Here is a 19948-nt window from a genome sequence, read left to right as displayed (position 1 = left end):
TCATGAACGCCGTGCCGGATTGCCCGACGCCATGTTTCAGAATCAGAAACGGCCCCGCATGGGGGCCGTCCCGTTGAAGGTCCGCGTTACTTGCGCAGGCCCAGCTTGGCGATCAGGTCGGCGTAGCGCGCCTGATCCTTCTTCTTGAGATAGTCCAGCAGCGAACGACGCTTGTTGACCATCATCAGCAGACCACGACGGCTGTGATTATCCTTGTGGTGACCCTTGAAATGCTCGGTCAGGTTGGTGATCCGCTCGGTCAGGATCGAAACCTGGACCTCTGGCGAACCCGTGTCACCCTCGGCGCGGGCATATTCCTTGATCAGCGCTTCCTTGCGCTCGGCAGTAATCGTCATCTATTCGTCATCCTTCGACATCAGGTTGAAACCGCGCACCACGATGATCTGATGATCATCTGACCGGACCAGCGCGACGGGGATAGTCCCGTCCATCGCCAGATGAAGGCCAGTGGTGGCAGTGATCCCGGTCAGAACCTTCCCCTGTCGGAGCATCAGGGCCTGATCGGGCGAGACGGGGAGAGCCGGGATGTCGTCCAGCCCCGCCGTCAGCGGCAGCATAAGGCTACCGATGGCGCGCTCGTTAGCAGCATGACGCAATTTGTCCAGCGAAATCGCGGAATCGAGGGTAAACGGCCCCGCCTTGATCCGGCGCAGCATGGTCACATGGCCGACCGTGCCGAGCGCCAGCGCAATGTCGCGGGCAAGGCTGCGGATATAGGTGCCCTTGGAAACATGGGCGGTGAGAGTGATGGCGTCAATCCTCTCCCCCTCTCCAAGCTGCGCTAGCCCGCCATGCGGGCAAGCTGCGCTATCCTCTCCCCACCGGGGAGAGGAGATTTGCAGGCCATGCACCGTCACCCCGCGCATCTTCATTTCTACATCCGCCCCGGCACGCGCCAGATCATAGGCCCGCTGGCCGTCGATCAGGATCGCGCTATAGGCGGGCGGCACCTGTTCGATCGGGCCAGTGAAGCGCGACAACACCGCTTCCATCTGTGCCAGCGTGGGCCGCTGATCGCTGGTCGCGATCACCGCGCCTTCCAGGTCGAGCGTGTCGGTCTGCGCCCCGAACGCCACGGTAAAATCGTAAATCTTGTCGCTGTCGAGCATCCGCCCGGCGAGCTTCGTCGCCTCGCCGATCGCGATCGGCAGCACGCCGGTTGCCAGCGGATCGAGCGTGCCGCCATGGCCGACCTTGCACTTGCCAGCCCCACCGTCACGCAACGCGCGCTTGACCGCGCTGACGGCCTGGGTCGAGCCGAGGCCATGGGGTTTGTCGAGGATGATCCAGCCGTGCATGGACGCGCGCCTACACCGCGGCAGGCCGCTTGTCAGCCGCCCATCTGTTCCCGATAATGGCGGCGGCAGAGTGCGACATAGCGATCATTGCCGCCAATCTGCGTCTGCGCGCCGTCGCGCACCGCCTGCCCCTTTCCGTCGACACGCAGGTTCATCGTCGCCTTGCGCCCGCAATCGCACACCGTCTTGATCTCGCTCAGCGTGTCCGCCAGCCCCAGCAGATGGGCGCTCCCTTCGAACAATTCCCCGCGAAAATCGGTGCGCAGGCCATAGCAAAGCACCGGGATGTTGAGATCGTCGCACAGCGCCGCGATCTGCCACACCTGATCGCGGGTCAGAAATTGCGCCTCGTCGATCAGAACGCAGGACAGGGGCGTCGCCGCATGCTGGCGCGCGACGGCGGCGAAAATATCGACCGCAGGATCGAACAGATGCGCGTCCGTTTCCAGCCCGATGCGCGACGCAATGCGGCCATGCCCAAAGCGATCGTCGATCGCCGCGGTCCACAGCATCGTCGCCATGCCGCGCTCACGATAGTTGAAGTCCGATTGCAGCAACGTCGCGGATTTGCCCGCATTCATCGAGCTATAATAGAAATAGAGCTTTGCCATGCCCGACGCTTAGCGGATGGTCGGCGCGACGCCAGAGAGGAAACGGACCAGCGCATCGGCCAGCGCGATCCTTTTGTCCGAAAAACTATGATCGGTCGGCCAGACCATCAGCCGCGCATTGGGATTGGCCCCCTGCGCATCCGCCGCCACCGTGCGCGCTTCGGCCCCCAACCCCTTCTCCGCGCCAAGGATGGTGAGCGGACGACGGCCATAGCCCGCCAGCCGTCGGCCAAGGTCGAACTTCTCGCCATTGCCCTTTATCTCGGCGGTCAGGCTGTCATAGGTCGCGCCATGCAGCGGCGGCAGGTCGCTCTCCACTTCCGCCTTCCACGCCGCTTCGCCCTGCGCGCTCGCCAGCGCCGCGACGGTCTGCGCCGGGTCCCACGGGTCGATCAGGAACAGCCCGGCCACGCGCGGTTCGGCGGCGGCAATGTCCGCCGCCATAAAGCCGCCCATGCTGTGCCCCGCGACCACGATCGCGCTGGTGTCGATGCGATATTTGGCGACGGTCGCGGCTTGCTGGAGAAATTGCAGCGCGGCAAAGGCATCGTCTGACGCATTGCCGAAGGAGAAATTGCCCGGACTGCCCCACGACCCGCGATAATGGAGCGTGAGCACATTCCATCCGGCCCGGCGCGCGGCCTGCGCCAGGTCCAGATTCTGCTCGTTGCCGGGAAAGCCGTGAAGCAACAGCAGCGTGGGATGCAGCCCGGCCCCGGCGGCGGTGTACATGACGGCGTTCATCGCGCCATCGGCTGAAGGCAGGACGAAGGCGCTCATGCCGGCCGGATGGGTGGCGTCCGGTGCCGGATCGCTGATGACGGCGGGGTGGATCGCGGGATCCTTGGCGGCGGCGGGGGTGATGGCGCCCAATGCTGCCGCCACGCCAAACAGCCACATCATCCGCATCGCTCGATCCTCATTCTTGCACATGCGCGGACATGCCATCACATGCCGATCCGCCTGGGGAGTGTCATCATGGCGAAGAACAATGTGGGCGGCAATTAATCCGCGTCATCATCCTTGACCAGATCCTGCGCAACCTTGGGATCGCGCAGCAACTTGTCGATATGGCTGCCCTCGTCGAAACTGTCGTCGGCCAGAAACTTGATCTTCGCGGCATATTTGAGCCGCGTGCGCGCCGCGACCTCGCGCTGGAAATAGGCGGTGTTGGTGCGCAGCGCCTTCAGCACCACTTCCTCGTCCCGCCCCAGCAGCGGCTTGATGAAGGCGGTCGCGTGGCGCAGGTCGGACGACATGCGGACTTCCGTGACGCTCACGACATGCCGCGCCAGCACATCGTCATGCACATCCCCACGTTGCAGGATGTCGGACAGGATGTGGCGCACCTGCTCCCCTACGCGGAGCGCACGAACGGACGGGCCTTGGGTTTGACTGGACATATATAAACCTCATGGCCCCGACCAAAGCCGGGGCCATGTCTTTCCTATCACAGCGTGCGGACGCGTTCCTCGACCTCGAACAGTTCGAGCGTATCGCCCGGCTTGATGTCGTTGGTGTCCTGCAACACGGCGCCGCATTCCATGCCGGCGCGCACTTCGGACACATCGTCCTTGAAGCGGCGCAGCGAGTGGATGACCGTCCTGGACACGATGACATCGTCGCGGGTAAGGCGCGCATTGAGCCCCTTGCGGATGACGCCTTCCTTGACCAGAAGCCCGGCCGCCTTGTCCTTCTTGCCCGCAGGGAACACCTGCAACACTTCGGCGCGACCCACGATCGTTTCGATGCGTTCGGGGGCCAGCTGACCCGCCATTTCATTGCGCACTTCTTCGAGCAGGTCGTAGATCACGTCATAATAGCGCAGCGAGATTTTCTCGCGGATCGCCAGAGGACGTGCCTTGGCATTGGGACGGACGTTGAAACCGATCAGCGGCGCGCGGCTGGCCGACGCCAGCGTAACGTCGCTTTCGGTGATCGCGCCGACGCCGGAGCTCAGGATACGCACCTTGATCTCGTCGGTCGAAATGCGGTTCAGCGCATTGACGATCGCTTCGACCGAACCCTGCACGTCGCCACGGATGACCACCGGATATTCGATGACCTTCGTGCTCAATGCCGAGAACATATTTTCAAAGTTCGTCGGCACCGACGCGGTGCGCTTGCGGGTGATCTGTTCCTGACGATAGGCGGCCACCTCACGGGCGCGCGCTTCATTCTCCACGACCGTCATCTGGTCGCCCGCCATCGGCACGCCAGACAGGCCCAGCACCTCGACCGGGACCGAAGGACCGGCGGACTTTACCTGCTGGCCCTTGTCATTGACCAGCGCACGCACCTTGCCGCTTTCCGCACCGATGACGAACGTGTCGCCGACCTTGAGCGTACCGCGACGCACCAGCACGGTGGCGACAGCGCCACGGCCCTTGTCCAGCTGCGCCTCGATCACATTGCCTTCGGCGGCGCGATCGGGGTTGGCGGTCAGTTCCATGAGCTCGGCCTGGAGCAGGATCTTCTCGATCAGTTCGTCCAGCCCGGTCTTCTTGAGCGCGGATACCTGCACGTCCTGCACGTCGCCGCCCATATCCTCGACCACGATTTCATGTTCGAGCAGGCGCTCACGCACCTTTTGCGGGTTGGCTTCGGGCTTGTCGCACTTGTTGATCGCCACGATCATCGGCACGCCGGCCGCCTTGGTATGATTGATCGCCTCGATCGTCTGCGGCATCAGCCCGTCGTCGGCCGCCACCACCAGAATGACGATGTCGGTCACGTTCGCACCGCGTGCGCGCATTTCCGAAAAAGCCTCATGGCCCGGCGTGTCGAGGAAGGTGATGATGTCGCCGCCCTTGGTCGTCACCTGATAGGCGCCAATATGCTGGGTGATGCCGCCGCTTTCGCCCGCGACCACATCGGTCCCGCGCAGCGCGTCGAGCAGGCTGGTCTTGCCATGGTCGACATGGCCCATGATCGTCACGACAGGCGCGCGCACCTTGAGCGATTCGACCGGATCGACATCGCCTTCGATGCCGATTTCGACGTCGGCTTCGGACACGCGCTGGATGCGGTGGCCAAATTCCTCAACCAGCAGTTCGGCGGTATCCTGATCGATCGACTGGTTGAGCGTGACCGCCTGCCCCATCTTGAACAGCGACTTGACCAGGTCCGCGCCCTTTTCGGCCATACGGTTGGCCAGTTCCTGCACGGTGATGACTTCTGGCACCACCACGTCGCGCGACTGCTTTTCGCGCGTCTTGGAGCCACCGGCATAATGGGCGCGGCGTTCCTTTTCACGCGCGCGCTTGAGCGCGGCGAGGCTGCGCGCGCGGGCGCTGTCGTCATCGGCCAGCGCCTTGGTGACGGTCAGCTTGCCAGCCTGGCGACGATTATCCTCACCCTTCTTCGCCCGTTCGGGCTTGGTCGGTTCGGGCCGCTTGATCGGGGTGACCGGGGTGAAGCGACGCGGCGGCGGCGGCGCGGCAGTGGTGGCTGCAGGCTGCTCGTCCGTCGGCGCAGCCGCTTCGGGCGCGGCGGCGCTGTCCTGCGGCGCAGCGGCGGCGGGTGCTTCGGCTGCGGGCGCCGCTTCGGGAGCCTTGGCTTCTTCGACAGCAGGCGCGGACGCGGCAGCTTCGGCAGCCTGGCGATTTTCCTCGGCCCGGCGCTTTTCATCCTCGGCCGCCGCTATGCGCTCGGCCGCTTCACGACGGCGCGCTTCCTCCAGCGCATTCATGCGCGCTTCTTCTGCTTCGCGCAGCAGCTTGGCCTGCAATTCCTGACGCGACATCAGGCTTTGCGGCGGCGACTGGCGCGCGGGGGCAGGCTGCGGCGCGCGCTGCTGCTGCGGCGGCGGGGCGGCGGGACGGGGCGCTGCGGGCGCGGGAGCGGCGGGCACCGGATCGGCCTGTGGCGCAGCAGCGGGCGCAGCGCCGGCGGCTTCGCCCGGCTTGCCCAGGACGCGGCGCCGCTTCACCTCAACCACGACCGTATTCTTGCGGCCATGGCTGAACTGCTGCTGCACCTGGCCGGATTCCACGGTCCGCTTGATGCCCAGCGGCTTGCGGCCCAGAACCGGCTTGTCTTCCTTGCTGTCACTCATACGACTGAACTTAACCCTTCACTTCATCACCGGCCGGTGCAGGCACCGACGCATCATTCCATGCAATCTCGGCACCCTGCGCAGCGGAGGATCGCTCCTCCGCCTGCGCGGGCGCCTCGATAACGCAACCCAGATAGCTTTCCAAGCGGCCCAGGGCCGCACGCAGGCGCAATGCCGCGCGCGAGTCGGTCACCGCAACATGGACGACATTATCGCGCCCCATTGCCATAGATAGGGCCTCGCGGTCCACAGGCAAGACGATACCTGCAAGATCGCTGCCTTCCGCTTCCTGCCCGACGCGCAGCGCCTGGTCCAGCTTGCGATTGCCATCGGCCGCCGCATCGGCGGCATGGAGCAGCAATTTGACCAGCCCCTTGCGGCACGCGGTATCGATTTTTTCCGAACCTGTGAGCAGCATGGAGGCGCGCGCTTCCAGCCCCAGACGGCTGAGCAAATCCTGCCGCAACGCCTGTTCGATCCGTTCGGGCAGGTCCGCCTCGATCTGAAGCGCCCCGTCCTTGAAGGAACGCGCGATCGCGCCCTTGAGCTTGCCCTTGGCGAGCGCGGTTTCCAGCTCGGCCCGGCTGACGCCAATCCAGGCGCCCCGCCCCGGCGCCTTGGCGCGGACGTCGGGCAGCACCTGCCCGTCCGGGCCGATCGCCAGGCGGATCAGCGTTTCAGGGTCGGCGCGGTCGCCGGTCAATATGCATTTGCGTTCGGTCATGCGTGCCCCTCCGCGAAAACGGATGGACTGGCAACCCCAACGCTATTGGATAGGCCTAAACGCTCATCGGGGAGTGTCCGCAGCAATGGCGTCCTCCCTATGAGAGGGCGCTGGTGCGCGGTCGGCCAAAAGCTGCCCGCCCGCCGCGTAATTTTCCAGGCTCAGTTCGGTGATATTGATCTGCACGGCAGCCGCCGGCTTCCCCAGCCGCTCAACGAGCGACTGGGTGATGTCGGCGACCAGCGCGGCTTTCTGCTCGCGCGTGACGCTACCGGCCAGACGGATATCAACGAACGGCATGGCGGATCAGGCTTCCTCGTTCTCGAGCCCCGACGCGGATGCGTCATCTTCAAACCAATGCGCGCGGGCGGCCATGATGATCTCATTGCCCTGCTCGTCCGACAGGCCATAGGCGGCCAAAATGCCACCCTTGTCCTCGGCGCTTTCGGTCTTGCGGCGGCGCTGGTCGACGCGCTTCTTCTGCACCAGTTCGTCGGTGGCAAGGTCTGCCAGATCGTCGAGCGTCTTGATGCCCGCCTTGCCCAGCGTCACCAGCATCGCTTCGGTAAGGTGCGGCATGTCGGCCAGGGCATCCTCGACGCCCAGAGCCTGCCGTTCTTCCCGCGACGCTGCTTCACGCCGCTCCAGCGCCTCAAGCGCGCGGCTCTGCAATTCGCCCGCCAGATCATCGTCAAAGCCTTCGATCGAGGCTAGTTCGTCGATGCTGACATAGGCGACTTCTTCCAGCTCGCCAAAGCCCTCGGCCACCAGCAGCTGCGACAGCGTCTCGTCCACGTCCAGTTCGTTCTGGAACATTTCGGACCGGGTGACGAATTCCTTCTGCCGCTTCTCGCTGGCGTCGGCTTCGGTCATGATGTCGATCGCCTTGCCGGTTAGCTGGCTGGCGAGGCGGACATTCTGGCCGCGACGACCGATGGCGAGCGACAGCTGATCGTCGGGAACGACGACTTCGATCCGCTCTTCTTCCTCGTCGATCAGAACGCGGCTGACCTGGGCGGGCTGAAGCGCATTGACGACGAAGGTTGCCGTATCTTCCGACCAGGGGATGATGTCGATCTTTTCGCCCTGCATTTCCTGCACGACCGCCTGCACGCGGCTGCCCTTCATGCCGACGCAGGCGCCGACCGGGTCGATGCTCGAATCGCGGCTGATCACGCCGATCTTGGCGCGGCTGCCCGGATCGCGCGCGGCGGCCATGATGGTGATGACGCCATCATAGATTTCGGGCACTTCCTGCGCGAACAGCTTTTTCATGAATTCGGGGTGCGCGCGGGACAGGAAAATCTGCGGCCCGCGATTTTCGCGGCGCACGTTCAGCACGACCGACCGGATGCGATCGCCAACGCGGACGACTTCGCGCGGGATCTGCTGGTCGCGGCGGATGACGCCTTCGGCCCGGCCCAGATTAACGACGACATGGCCGAACTCGACCGATTTCACGACGCCGGTGATGATTTCACCCACGCGGTCCTTGAATTCCTCATACTGACGCTCGCGCTCGGCATCGCGGACCTTCTGGAAGATCACCTGCTTGGCCGACTGGGCGTCGATGCGGCCCAGGTCGATGGGGGGCAGCGGATCGACGATGAAATCGCCGACGACTGCGCCCTTCTGCAACTTTTGCGCGGCCTTGATGTCGACCTGCTTGAAATAATCCTCGACCACATCGACCACTTCGACGACGCGCCACAGGCGCAGGTCGCCGCTGTCGGGGTCCAGCTTGGCGCGAATATCATTCTCGGCGCCGTAACGCGCCCGCGCAGCGCGCTGGATCGCGTCCTCCATCGCCTCGATGACGATCGCCTTGTCGATCATCTTTTCGCTGGCCACCGAATTGGCGATGGCGATCAGTTCGGCCCGGTTGGCGGAAATGGCGTTGGCCATGGAAAGAACCCTTATCCTTCGGTTTCGATATCGTCCGCACCCTCGGCAGAGAGCGGCATGGTAGCATTAATCAGCGCGTCCGTCAGCACCAGCTTGGCAGTGTCGATCAGGCCAAAGGGGATGACGACATGCCCGACCTTGGTATCCTTGAACCCGATATTCTCGCCCTCGACCGGGCCAAGCACGCCCTTGAACGTCTTGCGATTGTCGATCGGCTCGGTCACCGTGATCCGCGCTTCGAACCCGCCCCATTCGACAAAATCGTGCAGGCGGGTGAGCGGACGGTCGATCCCCGGCGAACTGACCTCCAGCCGATAGGCTTCCTCGATCGGGTCAACCTCATCGAACAGGTCCGACAGGCGGCGCGAGATCGTCATGCAATCGTCGATCACCAGCTGCCGCGTTTCCCGACGCTCGGCCATGATCTGAAGCGTGCGCTCATCGCCCTGCCCAAACAGCTTCACCCGCACAAGGTCAAAGCCCAAAGCCTTCACCTCCGGTTCGATCAGCGCAGTCAGTGCGGCGATGTCCGCCATGCAATCTCCAGACTATATAAACCCGCCGCTGCCGCAGGCGGTGTGCCTGCGACCCTGACATGTTTGACGATGTAAGGAAGCAGGCGTCATATAGGCAGGCCGCCGATAATCTGCAACATTATTCGTTCTGCTGTATTCTAACCGTTCGGGCTGAGCGAAGTCGAAGCCCTCCACCGAACGAAGAGAGGTGCTTCGCCATGCTCAGCATAGCCCTTCGACTTCGCTCAGAGCCTGCCCCCGGCTTGATCGGGGGGCGAACGGAGACCATATGATGAAGTCTGTTACGCTCGCTACCCTGCCCCTTATCCTCATTGCCTGTTCGGCCGACAATGCCACCGGCCAGAATGCCGCCACGCCGGACAAGCCGTTCAAGGTCGCGACCATCGCCGACTTCGACGCCCCCTGGGCCATGACCTTCCTGCCCGACGGACGCGCGCTGGTGACGGAGAAGGCGGGCGAGATGATCCTGTTCGATCCGAAAAACGGCACCAAAATTCCGGTCGCGGGCATCCCCGCCGTCGACAGCGCTGGTCAGGGCGCGCTGATGGACGTCGTCCTCTCCCCCCATTTCGCGCAGGACAAGATGGTCTATTTCAGCTTTTCCGAAAGCCGCGACGGGGTGAAGGGCGTGGCGCTGGCCAAGGGCGCCTTTGCCCAGGCCAGCGACGGGACGACCCGGCTGGACGGCGTTCATGTCATTTTCCGCGCCAGCCCCTATGTCGATGGCAATGGCCATTATTCGGGCCGCATCGCCTTTTCGCCGGACGGCAAATATCTCTTCTTCACCAATGGCGAGCGGCAGAAATTCGATCCCGCCCAAGACCCCAAGGCAACGCTGGGCAAGGTGTTGCGCCTCAATCTGGACGGCACGCCCGCGGCGGGCAATCCGCTGGCCGCGCAGGGGTTTAACCCGGCGATCTGGTCCTATGGCCATCGCAACCTGCTCGGCATCGCCTTCGACAAGGATGGCCGCCTGTGGGAACAGGAAATGGGACCAAAGGGCGGGGACGAAGTGAACCTCGTCAAACCGGGCCTCAACTATGGCTATCCCAAAGTGTCGAACGGCGACCATTATGATGGCAAGCCGATTCCCGACCATGCACCGGGCGATGGATTTGAAGCGCCCAAAGTCAGCTGGAACCCTGTCATCTCACCGGCCGGGCTGCTCTATTATACCGGCGACCTTTTCCCGCAATGGAAGAACAGCCTCTTCATCGGCGGCCTGTCGAGCCAGAGCCTGGTCCGCGTGAAGCTGGACGGCGATAGCGCTGCCAAGGCGGACCAATGGAACATGGGCGCCCGCATCCGCGAAGTGGAACAGGGGCCGGACGGCGCGCTATGGCTGCTGGAGGATGGCGACCGGGGATCGCAGGGCCGGATGCTGAAACTGACGCCTGCGGGGTAGTTTCAGCCGTTCGTTTCGAGCGTAGTCGAGAAACGCCAAGCGCGACGCTGTAGGCTTCTCGACTACGCTCGAAGCGAACGGATAATCGGTTTACACCAACCGGCTCTGCTTGACCGCCGCTTCGATGAAACTGGCGAACAGCGGGTGCGGGTCGAACGGTTTGCTCTTGAGTTCCGGGTGGAACTGCACGCCGACAAACCAGGGATGGTCAGGCCGTTCGACGATTTCGGGCAGCGTGCCGTCGGGCGACATGCCGGAAAAAATCAGCCCGCCCTTTTCCAGCCGCTCGCGATAGCCGGCATTGACCTCATAGCGATGGCGATGCCGCTCGCTGATCTCGTCCGCGCCATAAATGCCCGCGACCACGCTGTTGCCGGTCAGTTTCGCGGGATAGGCGCCCAGCCGCATCGTGCCGCCCAGATCGGTTTCGGCGGTGCGCTTCTGCAAGCCTTCCGCGCTCATCCATTCGGTGATGAGGCCGACGACCGGCTCCGACGTTTCGCCAAATTCGGTGGTCGAAGCATCCGCTATGCCCGCCGTATTGCGCGCACCCTCGATGCAGGCCATCTGCATCCCCAGGCAAATGCCGAAAAATGGCACATTGCGTTCACGCGCGAACTTGACGCTGGCGATCTTGCCTTCCGACCCGCGTACGCCAAAGCCGCCGGGGACCAGAATGCCGTGCATGGGTTCCAGGAACGCGGCGACATCGTCGCCCTTCTCAAACAGTTCGGCGTCGATCCACTTGATCTTCACCTTCACCCGATTGGCAAAACCGCCATGGGTCAGCGCCTCGTGCAGCGATTTGTAGGCGTCGGGCAGGCCGACATATTTGCCGACCACGCCGATCGTGACCTCGCCTTCCGGATTCTGCTGCCGGTCCATGATGTCGTCCCACCGCTCCAGCGACGGCATCGGCGACCCTTCGATGCCAAAGGCGCGCAGCACTTCGGCGTCCAGACCTTCGGCATGATATTGTGCGGGCACCGCATAGATGCTGCTGGCGTCGAGCGCGGGAATGACGGCTTCGGGCCGCACATTGCAGAACAGCGCGATCTTGCGCCGTTCGCCTTCGGGCAAAGGCTGCTCGCAGCGGCACAGCAAAATGTCGGGCTGGATGCCCAGCGACGTCAGTTCGCGCACGCTATGCTGGGTCGGCTTGGTCTTGAGCTCACCTGCCGCCGCAATATAGGGCACCAGCGTCACATGGACGAAGATCGACTGGCCCCGGTCGAGATCATTATGCAGCTGGCGAATCGCCTCCATGAAAGGCAGCGATTCGATGTCGCCCACCGTGCCGCCAATCTCGCACAGCACGAAATCAATATCGTCGGTATCGGCCAGCGCGAACGCCTTAATCTCGTCGGTGACGTGCGGAATGACCTGCACCGTCGCGCCCAGATAGTCGCCGCGCCGTTCCTTGGTGATGATCGTCTGATAGACGCGCCCCTGCGTCACATTGTCGCTCTGGCGCGCGGAAACGCCGGTAAAGCGCTCATAATGGCCCAGATCCAGGTCAGTCTCCGCCCCGTCGTCGGTCACATAGACTTCGCCATGCTGATAGGGCGACATCGTGCCCGGATCGACGTTCAGATAGGGATCGAACTTGCGGATTCGCACGCGATAGCCCCGCGCCTGCAACAGCGCTGCCAGGGATGCAGCCATCAGGCCTTTACCAAGCGAGGAGACCACGCCGCCGGTGATGAAAATATACCGCGTCATGGGAGAAGAGGCCTAGCCTTTCAGAACAACAAAGAGCAAGCGCGCGAATCCACGCGCGCTCAAAAAATATTGGAAATGTCGGTGAACGGGTTAGTTGGCGAGCGGAACGGCGCTGTTGCCAGCCGCATTCGCCGCACCCGCCAGCGGATCGGCGCTGGTGGCCGGCGCGTTCTGCGTGACCGGCGCCTGCTTGACCAGCGACGTGTCGATGTCGCTGGGCGCATGACGCACCGACGCGATCACCGCCATGACGATGGACAAAGTGACGAAGATCGTCGCCAGCACCGTGGTCGATCGCGTCAGGAAATCCGCCGCGCCGCGCGCCGACATGAAGCCCGCCGGGCTACCGCCAACGCCCAGCCCGCCGCCTTCCGACTTTTGCATCAGGATGACGGTAACCAGCAGGGCGGCGATGATCGCCTGCACGACGAGAAGAAAAGTGAACATGCGACGGGTTCTGTCCGGAAATGGGATATGTTGCCGCGCACATAGCGACGAAGCGTCGCGGGGGCAACCATTGCGCGTGGCGTCTTTGGCTTAACACACCATCCGTTCGCTTCGAGCGCAGTCGAGAAGCCGCACAAATAGCGCCAGCATTTCTCGACTTCGCTCGAAACGAACGGAGGTTGGGATTAATCAGCCGCCGCAATGATCGGCGCGAACTTGTCCGCCGTCAGGCTGGCCCCGCCGACCAGCCCGCCATCGACATCGGCGATTCCCATCAATTCCGCGGCATTGTCACCGTTCATCGATCCGCCATAGAGAATACGCATCCCCGCTGCCTCGTCGCCGATCCGGCTGGCCAGCGCATCCCGCAACGCCCGGTGCATCGCGTCGACCGCTTCCATCGTCGGTATCCGCCCGGTGCCGATCGCCCAGATGGGTTCATAGGCGATCGCCAGCCAGTCGGCCGCCGCGCCTTCTGGCAGCGACGCCAGCAACTGCGCCGAAACGACCGCTTCAGCGTCGCCCGCGTCGCGTACGTCCAGGCTTTCACCCACGCACAATATCACCTTCAGGCCCGCCGCCTTTGCCGCCAGCGCCTTGGCCGCGACATCGGCATCGCTCTCGCCCTGGTCCTGCCGCCGCTCGCTATGACCAACGATTGTCCAGCCGGCCCCCGCTTCGGCCAGCATCGCGCCGGACAGGCAACCGGTATGGGCGCCGCTGGCGTTCATGTGGCAATCCTGCGCCCCGATAAAGGCTCCGCCCCGAACCTGCGCCGCGGCCGCGATCAAAGTCGCTGGCACGCATAGTCCAACATCCACCCCCTGATGATTGGCCGCGATGCCGCCAATCGCTTCGACTTCGCCCAGATGCGCCTTAAGGCCGTTCATCTTCCAGTTGCCGACGACAAGTTTACGCCTTTTCATGGATTATATTTCCCCATATTTGTTTTTGCTGCACGCGTGGTCGCGATGAACGGGGCGGGTGCATTTGTCCAGACTGGCTGCGCCAGACATTGCATGACCGTGGGCGCTTGCCGCCGCGCCTATACCGCCTTAAAGCGACCGCCATCACGCCCGCTGTTCGGACATTTTCATGCTTGCTGTCTTTCGCCGCTTCATTCGCTCCAGGTTCGGCGCGGTCTTTGCGATCCTCTTCCTGGCGGTCATCGCCGGCGCCTTCATCCTGGGCGACCTGTCCAACGGCCAGTTCGGCAGTACCCTGCGCGGCAGTGGCGGCACGGCGGCCAAGGCTGGCGGCCACAGCCTGTCGCAAAGCGAAGTGCAGGATCGCATCCAGCGCGTCTATGAAAATGCCCGCAGGTCCAATCCCGCTTTGACGATCGGCGAATTCTTTGCGCAGGGCGGCGCGACACAGGTGTTCGACCAGTTGGTCGCATCGCTGACGCTGCGCGCCTTTGCCGACGATCAGGGCGTGCATATTTCCAAGCGGCTGGTGGATGCCCAGATTGCACAGATCCCCGCCTTTCAGGACGCGGCGGGCAATTTCAGCCAGGATAATTTCCGTTCGCTGCTGATCCGCGAACGCATCACCGAACAGGCCTTGCGCGATGACATCAGCCGCGAAATTCTGGAGCGTCAGTTGCTGGGTCCGGTGGGCCTTGGCGTCAAGCTCTCCGACTCGCTGGTGCTGCCTTACGCATCGCTGCTGCTGGAAGCGCGGCAGGGCACGATCGCCGCGATCCCGGCGGTCGCCTTTCTGGACGACAAGGTGCCGACCGACGCGCAACTGGCCGATTATTACAAGCGCAACGCGGACCGCTTCACCATCCCCGAACAGCGCCGCATCCGCTATGCAGTGATCGACGCCCAGCGGTTCGCGCAGGCATCGCAGCCCAGCGACGCGGAAATCGCCGCCGCCTATAATCAGAACAAGGCCGCCTATGCCGCCAAGCAAAACCGCAGCGTCGAACAGCTGGTGCTGCCGACGCAGGCCGGTGCCAAGGCGATCGCCGACAAGGTGAAGGGCGGCACCGCGCTGTCCGCCGCCGCAAAGGATGCCGGCCTTGAGGCGCTGACGCTGACCGATCAGAGCCAGGCCGCCCTCACCGGGTCGGCGGGCAAGGCGGTTGCCGATGCCGCCTTTGCCGCCAGGCAGGGCGACATTGTCGGTCCCGTGCGTGGACCGCTTGGCTGGATCGTGCTGCGCGTCACCGCAATCACGCAAACCCCGGCCCGTCCGCTTGCCGCGGTACGCAGCGAGATTGTCGAGACATTGCGCGCGCAGAAGGAAAAGGCGCTGCTCACCGAACTGACCGGCAAGCTGGAGGATCAGATTGCCGATGGCGGCACCTTCGATGAAGTGGCCAAGGATAATGGCCTGAAACTCGAAACCAGCCCGCTGCTGCTCGCCACCGGCAAGCAGGTCGAGGATTCGGCCTATGTCCCCTCCCCCGACCTGCAACCGCTGATCGCGCCTGCCTTCGCCATGAGCGCGGATGACGACGCGCAGCTGGTGCCGATCACCCCGGACAAGCGCTATGCGCTCATCGCCCCCACTGACATTGTCGCCGCCGCGCCGCCGCCGCTGGCGAAGGTCAAGGCGCTGGTGCAGGCGCAATACCAGCTCAATCAGGGGAATGAGAAAGCCAAGAAGGTCGCCGAGGAGATTCGTGCCAAGGTCGCCAAGGGCATGAAACTGGCCGATGCCGTCGCCGCTGTCGGCGTCAAGCTGCCCGCGCCGCAGGTGCTGGGCGGCCGCCGCGCCGACATCATGCGCGGTGAACAGCGTCCCCCCGCGGAAGTCGCCATTCTCTTCTCGATGGCCCCCAACACGGTCAAGACCCTGCCGATCGGTCAGGATCGCGGTCAGTTTGTCGTCCAGCTGAACGCCATTCAGCGCGGCGATGCCAAGGATCAGCCTGAACTGCTGAAACAGGTACGCGATCAGCTGAGCGAAGTCGTCGGCCAGGAATATGGCCAGCAGTTCGAGCGCGCGGTCGAAAAAGAGTTGGGCGTGACCCGCAATGCCAAATCTGTGGCAGAAGCCCGCACGGCGCTGACCGCCACCAATAGCGGCGGCCAATAATATGGGCGCAACGGGCGGGGACGGCATCGCTTTCGCGCGCGCGGCGCTGGCGCGGGGCGAATCGGCGCTGGTGTGGCGGCGTCAGATTGCCGACACCGACACGCCCATTTCCGCCGCGCTCAAATTGTTCGAGGCGGATCGCGGCGACTTCCTGCTTGAATCGGTGGAGGGTGGCGCGGTGCGCGGTCGCCACAGTCTGATCGGCCTCGCCCCCGACCTCCTGTTCCGCGCCGATGGCGACAAGGCGCAGATCAACCGCCAATGGGCGACCGACCGCACTGCGTTCGAGCCGCTGGAGGCCGACGCGCTGACGGCGTTGCGGGCGCTGGTCGCCGAATGCCGCGCGGAACTTGATCCCGCCCTGCCCGCCGCGCTCGCCTGCCTTGTCGGCTATTTCGGCTATGAGACGGTCGGGCTGGTCGAAAAGCTGCCCCGCCCCGCGCCCAATCCCATCGCCCTGCCCGACATGCTGTTCGTGCGCCCGACCGTGATCCTGATATTCGACCGGCTGGCCGACGCCCTCTATCTGGTCGCGCCGGTGTGGAAGGGCAGCTTTACCGATGCCGAAGGCGCTGCTGATCGGGCGATCGACGCCGCGCTCGAACGGATCGACGCGACCGCTGCGCGCCTCGCCGCTCCGCTGCCCGCCACCCCCGCCCCGGCAGACATGGCCGACATCGCGGTAACCCCGGTTCTGGAGCCTGGCCGCTATGCCGCCATGGTGACCAGGGCCAAGGACTATATCGTCGCGGGCGATATTTTTCAGGTCGTGCTGGCGCAGCGTTTCACCAGCCCGTTCAGCCTGCCGCCGATCGCTCTCTATCGCGCGCTGCGGCGGATCAATCCATCGCCCTTCCTTTATTATCTCGACCTGCCCGGCTTTGCGCTGATCGGATCGTCGCCGGAAATATTGGTTCGCGCCCGTAATGGCGAAGTCACGATCCGCCCGATCGCAGGCACCCGCCCGCGGGGCAAAAACGCCGTGGAGGACGCCGCCAACCGCGAAAGCCTGTTGTCCGATCCAAAGGAACGGGCCGAACATCTGATGCTGCTGGACCTTGGCCGCAACGATGTCGGCCGTGTCGCAACGGCGGGCAGCGTGACCGTGACCGACAGCTACACCGTCGAATTCTACAGCCATGTCATGCACATCGTTTCCAACGTCGTTGGCCAGCTGGCGCCGGACAAGGACGCGATCGACGCGCTGTTTGCAGGATTCCCGGCGGGCACCGTATCGGGCGCGCCCAAGGTCCGCGCGTGCGAGATCATTGCCGAACTGGAACCTGAAACACGCGGCGCCTATGCCGGTGGCGTCGGCTATTTCAGCCCGGACGGCAATATGGACAGCTGCATCGTCCTGCGCACCGCCGTGTTGAAAGACGGCGTCATGCATGTGCAGGCCGGGGCCGGGATCGTCGCCGATTCCACCCCCGAATATGAACAGCGCGAATGCGAAGCCAAGAGCGGCGCGCTACTGGCGGCAGCGCGCGAGGCGGTGGCCTTGGCGCGCGAAAGCGGCTTCGGGCAGTAAAATCCTCTCGTCATCCCAGCGAAAGCTGGGATCTCCCTTCTTTTGCTCAAGCGCCGAAAAGAAAAATGGGATACCAGCCTTCACTGGCATGACGTATTTAGCGGAGCAATGTCACCGGCACGCCCGCCACCCGGTCGCGCCGCGTTCCGCCTGATCCAGATGGAAATGATCGCGGTGCGCCTTGTTATAATCAGGCGACAGCACGGTCGAAAACAGGTCGCACGCCCCGTCCCGCACCGCGCGGAGAAACTCGGCGTCCCTGGCCTTGCCGTCCCAATCGTTCAGCACGCTTATCTGCCGCCCATCCGCCAGGACAAAGGCAGCGATGTCGATCGCATCGGCGGTCGCATGTTCGCTGAAATCGCCAGCGCTGCGCCCGTACATCCGTCGACAGCTATAGCTGCCAAAATGCCGCAGCGAAGCGACCGGCTGGCCATAGATGCGCTGCGCGGCAGGCTGGACCACCTGCCACTCCCATAGCTTGAGCGCGGCCACCACCGGGCAGGAAGGCGCGACCGCCGCCGGGGCGTAGGCCAGCGCCCCGCGTTCGGCTTTCAGCCGTACGGCATCATCATAGACGCATTGTCCCGACCCGCCCGGCTCCATCGCGCTATAGGACACGCCCGCCTGTTCCAGCAGCGCCAGACATTGCGCCCGCTCCCCCGTCAGCGCCGCCAGCTTCCGCCCGGTAAACAGGCCAATCGGCTGATCAAGGTCGATCTTTGTCCAGGGCAGGTCCTGCGGCCGCTGCCGTAGCACGGCATAGGCCAGCAGGATCAGGCAGAGCAAAACGCCCCAGAACAGGATGTGACGCAGGAACAGGTGGATTTGACGCATCCCCTAACCACGCCGGACCTGCCAGAAAGGTTCCGATGTGACGGGATAGCCCAGATGATCCGGGATGCATAAATGCTGTTCGCCGTCGCGATCTTCCACCCATGGCCGCACTTTTTCAACCGGGTGGGCAGCGGCATGGGCGATCATCTCGGCATGGCTTCCCGCCAGCGCCAACCGCTCCAGATTGCGCCGGGTGGGAAAGATGATACGCCCATCCCCCGCATCGCATCGCGCCAGCGTGGCGGTGGCGCTACTCCAGAACAGATGCACATTCTCCGTCGCGTCGGCGACGGCTTCCTGCGCGTCGGGCGCGCGCGCGATGTAAAAGCGCGTGTCATAGACCCGGATCGCCTTTTCAAACGGCGCCGGATGCCATCGGGCAAAGGGCGTCAACTGATCGAGCGCCAGCGTCAGACCATGGCTGTCGAGCAAATCGCCCAGCATCGTCCCGGCCAGCAACCCCTGCCGCAGCGACAATACCGTCGGCCCGTCGACCGCGCCCGCCAACTCCCCGTTCAGATCCCCGTTCACGCCCCCGATCAGGCCAACACCCAGCCCGCTTTCCTCGATCGTTTCGCGGATCGCCGCGATCCGCGCCGCGGCCTCATCCTGTTCAAGCCCATGCTCGATCCGTGCCGCCAGCGCATGGTCATGCGCGTCCACCCCGCCGCCGGGAAAGACCAGCGCGCCCGCGGCAAAGGCCATGGTCGATGCCCGTTCCATCATCAATATGTCGGGCGGCCCATCGGGCCGATCGCGCACGATCACTACCGTCGCTGCGGGGCGACCTGCATCATCTTCCATTGTCATGCCCTTGCTCTACGCCCGGCGATGCCAGCCGGTAAAGCCCGCGCCAGCGATCTTCTCATGCCCCTTGTGCCAATTCCAGAAACTGGCGCAATGTCGGCGTCTCATCCTCCCGCCGCCACGCCAGCCCGGTTTCCAGCATCGGCGGATCGCCAAGATCGGCATAGACCACGCCCGCCCGCGCCAGATTGCGCAGCGAAGCCGGAACCAGCGCTATTCCCAGCCCCGCCGACACCAGGCTGATGATCGTCTGCATCTGGATCGCCTGCTGCACGATATTGGCCTGCGCGCCGCGCGCCGCATAATAGCCAGTGACCAGATCGTGAAAGGCGGGCGCCACCGCGCGCGGAAACAGGATCAGCGGCAGCGACACGATCGCCGCCGCATCGATCGCCCCTGCCTCCACCCATTGCTCCGGCAATGCCGTGACCAGCGGCTCGCGGATCAGGCGGCGATAGCACAGGTCCGGCGGCAAGGGCGCATCAGCAGGCGGGATCAATATGCCCGCATGCGCCTGCCCCGCCAGCAATGCGGGGATCTGCACGTCGCTGGTCGCCTCCGTCAGGCGGATTTCGACCTGCGGGAACAGCGCGGCATAGCGGCGCACCAGCGCGGGCAGTACGCTATAATCGGCGGTGCTGACGAAGGAGAGCGCCAGATGCCCCGCCCGCCCCTCGCGCAACCGCCGCGCCGCGTCCGGCAGCGCGTCGATCGCGGCGATCGCCGGGCGCACCTGCTCCAGCCATTGCGCCCCGAACGGGGTCAGCGCGACCCGCCGCTTGGTCCGCGTGAACAGCGGCGCGCCCAGTTCGCGCTCCAGCATCAGGATCGACTGGCTGAGCGGTGGCTGGGTCATATGCAGCCGTTCCGCCGCCTGCCCGAAATGCAGCGTTTCGGCGACCATGACGAAATGCCGCAACTGGCGGATGTCCATGTTTCATATATCCTGCGACCTAATGAGGCATCAATAATATATTTCACACCTAATCCCAACGGGTA

Annotated in this window: 19 protein-coding genes; 3 read left to right on the top strand and 16 right to left on the bottom strand. The window is 64.1% G+C overall.

From position 1 onward, the window contains the following. Nucleotides 1-86: 86 nt before the first annotated feature. The 10 genes from rpsO to rimP form a co-directional block, all read right to left on the bottom strand. Nucleotides 87-356: a 30S ribosomal protein S15 gene (gene rpsO / locus SX1_RS02230; protein ID WP_017184379.1), complete on the bottom strand. Its 270-nt coding sequence runs from the start codon at nt 354-356 to the stop codon at nt 87-89. Further along, nucleotides 357-1319, bottom strand: coding sequence for a tRNA pseudouridine(55) synthase TruB (gene truB / locus SX1_RS02225; protein ID WP_019051729.1), 963 nt, complete (start codon nt 1317-1319; stop codon nt 357-359). Nucleotides 1320-1351: 32 nt separating this feature from the next. Then, nucleotides 1352-1930: a thymidine kinase gene (locus tag SX1_RS02220; protein WP_019051728.1), complete on the bottom strand. Its 579-nt coding sequence runs from the start codon at nt 1928-1930 to the stop codon at nt 1352-1354. Between the two features lie 9 nt (nt 1931-1939). Next, the gene (locus SX1_RS02215; protein ID WP_026149418.1) at nt 1940-2839 is read right to left on the bottom strand and encodes an alpha/beta hydrolase family protein; all 900 of its coding nucleotides are present in this window, start codon (nt 2837-2839) and stop codon (nt 1940-1942) included. Nucleotides 2840-2934: 95 nt separating this feature from the next. After that, nucleotides 2935-3333, bottom strand: coding sequence for a 30S ribosome-binding factor RbfA (rbfA, locus tag SX1_RS02210; RefSeq protein WP_017184383.1), 399 nt, complete (start codon nt 3331-3333; stop codon nt 2935-2937). Nucleotides 3334-3380: 47 nt separating this feature from the next. After that, nucleotides 3381-5987, bottom strand: coding sequence for a translation initiation factor IF-2 (gene infB, locus SX1_RS02205; RefSeq protein ID WP_019051725.1), 2607 nt, complete (start codon nt 5985-5987; stop codon nt 3381-3383). Between the two features lie 10 nt (nt 5988-5997). Then, complete coding sequence (locus SX1_RS02200) at nt 5998-6711, bottom strand: DUF448 domain-containing protein (protein WP_019051724.1); 714 nt, start codon at nt 6709-6711, stop codon at nt 5998-6000. Nucleotides 6712-6774: 63 nt separating this feature from the next. Beyond that, entirely contained in the window at nt 6775-7011 is a 237-nt protein-coding gene (locus tag SX1_RS02195) for a tautomerase family protein (protein WP_017184174.1), read from the bottom strand. A 6-nt stretch (nt 7012-7017) separates the two neighbouring features. Then, nucleotides 7018-8616: a transcription termination factor NusA gene (gene nusA / locus SX1_RS02190; RefSeq protein WP_017184173.1), complete on the bottom strand. Its 1599-nt coding sequence runs from the start codon at nt 8614-8616 to the stop codon at nt 7018-7020. 11 nt (nt 8617-8627) lie between these two features. Then, nucleotides 8628-9152, bottom strand: a complete 525-nt coding sequence (rimP, locus tag SX1_RS02185) for a ribosome maturation protein RimP (RefSeq protein WP_019051723.1) — start codon at nt 9150-9152, stop codon at nt 8628-8630. A gap of 268 nt (nt 9153-9420) precedes the next feature. On the opposite strand from rimP, the gene SX1_RS02180 reads away from it, so the two are divergent. Beyond that, nucleotides 9421-10557, top strand: coding sequence for a PQQ-dependent sugar dehydrogenase (locus tag SX1_RS02180; RefSeq protein WP_019051722.1), 1137 nt, complete (start codon nt 9421-9423; stop codon nt 10555-10557). 90 nt (nt 10558-10647) lie between these two features. On the opposite strand, the gene pyrG is transcribed toward SX1_RS02180, so the two are convergent. The 3 genes from pyrG to tpiA all read right to left on the bottom strand — a co-directional run bounded on the left by pyrG (nt 10648) and on the right by tpiA (nt 13652). After that, on the bottom strand, nt 10648-12279 hold the full coding sequence (gene pyrG / locus SX1_RS02175) for a CTP synthase (protein ID WP_019051721.1): 1632 nt from the start codon (nt 12277-12279) through the stop codon (nt 10648-10650). A 90-nt stretch (nt 12280-12369) separates the two neighbouring features. Beyond that, the gene (secG, locus tag SX1_RS02170; RefSeq protein WP_017184169.1) at nt 12370-12726 is read right to left on the bottom strand and encodes a preprotein translocase subunit SecG; all 357 of its coding nucleotides are present in this window, start codon (nt 12724-12726) and stop codon (nt 12370-12372) included. A 185-nt stretch (nt 12727-12911) separates the two neighbouring features. Beyond that, nucleotides 12912-13652, bottom strand: a complete 741-nt coding sequence (gene tpiA / locus SX1_RS02165) for a triose-phosphate isomerase (protein WP_026149416.1) — start codon at nt 13650-13652, stop codon at nt 12912-12914. Between the two features lie 169 nt (nt 13653-13821). On the opposite strand from tpiA, the gene SX1_RS02160 reads away from it, so the two are divergent. Together SX1_RS02160 and trpE are read left to right on the top strand one after the other, a co-directional pair. Continuing rightward, nucleotides 13822-15774 (top strand): peptidylprolyl isomerase, encoded by a 1953-nt coding sequence (locus SX1_RS02160; protein ID WP_019051719.1) that lies wholly within the window; start codon nt 13822-13824, stop codon nt 15772-15774. 1 nt (nt 15775) lies between these two features. Then, nucleotides 15776-17305 carry an anthranilate synthase component I gene (trpE, locus tag SX1_RS02155; protein ID WP_019051718.1) on the top strand — a complete coding sequence of 510 codons (1530 nt, stop codon included), beginning with the start codon at nt 15776-15778 and terminating at the stop codon, nt 17303-17305. Between the two features lie 111 nt (nt 17306-17416). Here the strand turns inward: trpE and SX1_RS02150 are convergent, their stop codons facing one another. The 3 genes from SX1_RS02150 to SX1_RS02140 are packed head-to-tail and all read right to left on the bottom strand — an operon-like array spanning nt 17417 to nt 19883. Next, entirely contained in the window at nt 17417-18142 is a 726-nt protein-coding gene (locus tag SX1_RS02150; protein ID WP_019051717.1) for an extensin-like domain-containing protein, read from the bottom strand. A gap of 3 nt (nt 18143-18145) precedes the next feature. Further along, on the bottom strand, nt 18146-18952 hold the full coding sequence (locus SX1_RS02145; RefSeq protein WP_019051716.1) for an NUDIX hydrolase: 807 nt from the start codon (nt 18950-18952) through the stop codon (nt 18146-18148). Nucleotides 18953-19007: 55 nt separating this feature from the next. Continuing rightward, nucleotides 19008-19883 (bottom strand): LysR substrate-binding domain-containing protein, encoded by an 876-nt coding sequence (locus SX1_RS02140; RefSeq protein WP_019051715.1) that lies wholly within the window; start codon nt 19881-19883, stop codon nt 19008-19010. Nucleotides 19884-19948 lie beyond the last annotated feature (65 nt).

The organism is Sphingobium xenophagum NBRC 107872, assembly GCF_000367345.1.
Lineage (GTDB): Bacteria > Pseudomonadota > Alphaproteobacteria > Sphingomonadales > Sphingomonadaceae > Sphingobium > Sphingobium xenophagum.
Note: the sequence above shows the minus strand (reverse complement) of the source record. Positions and strands in the feature narration are given on the sequence as shown.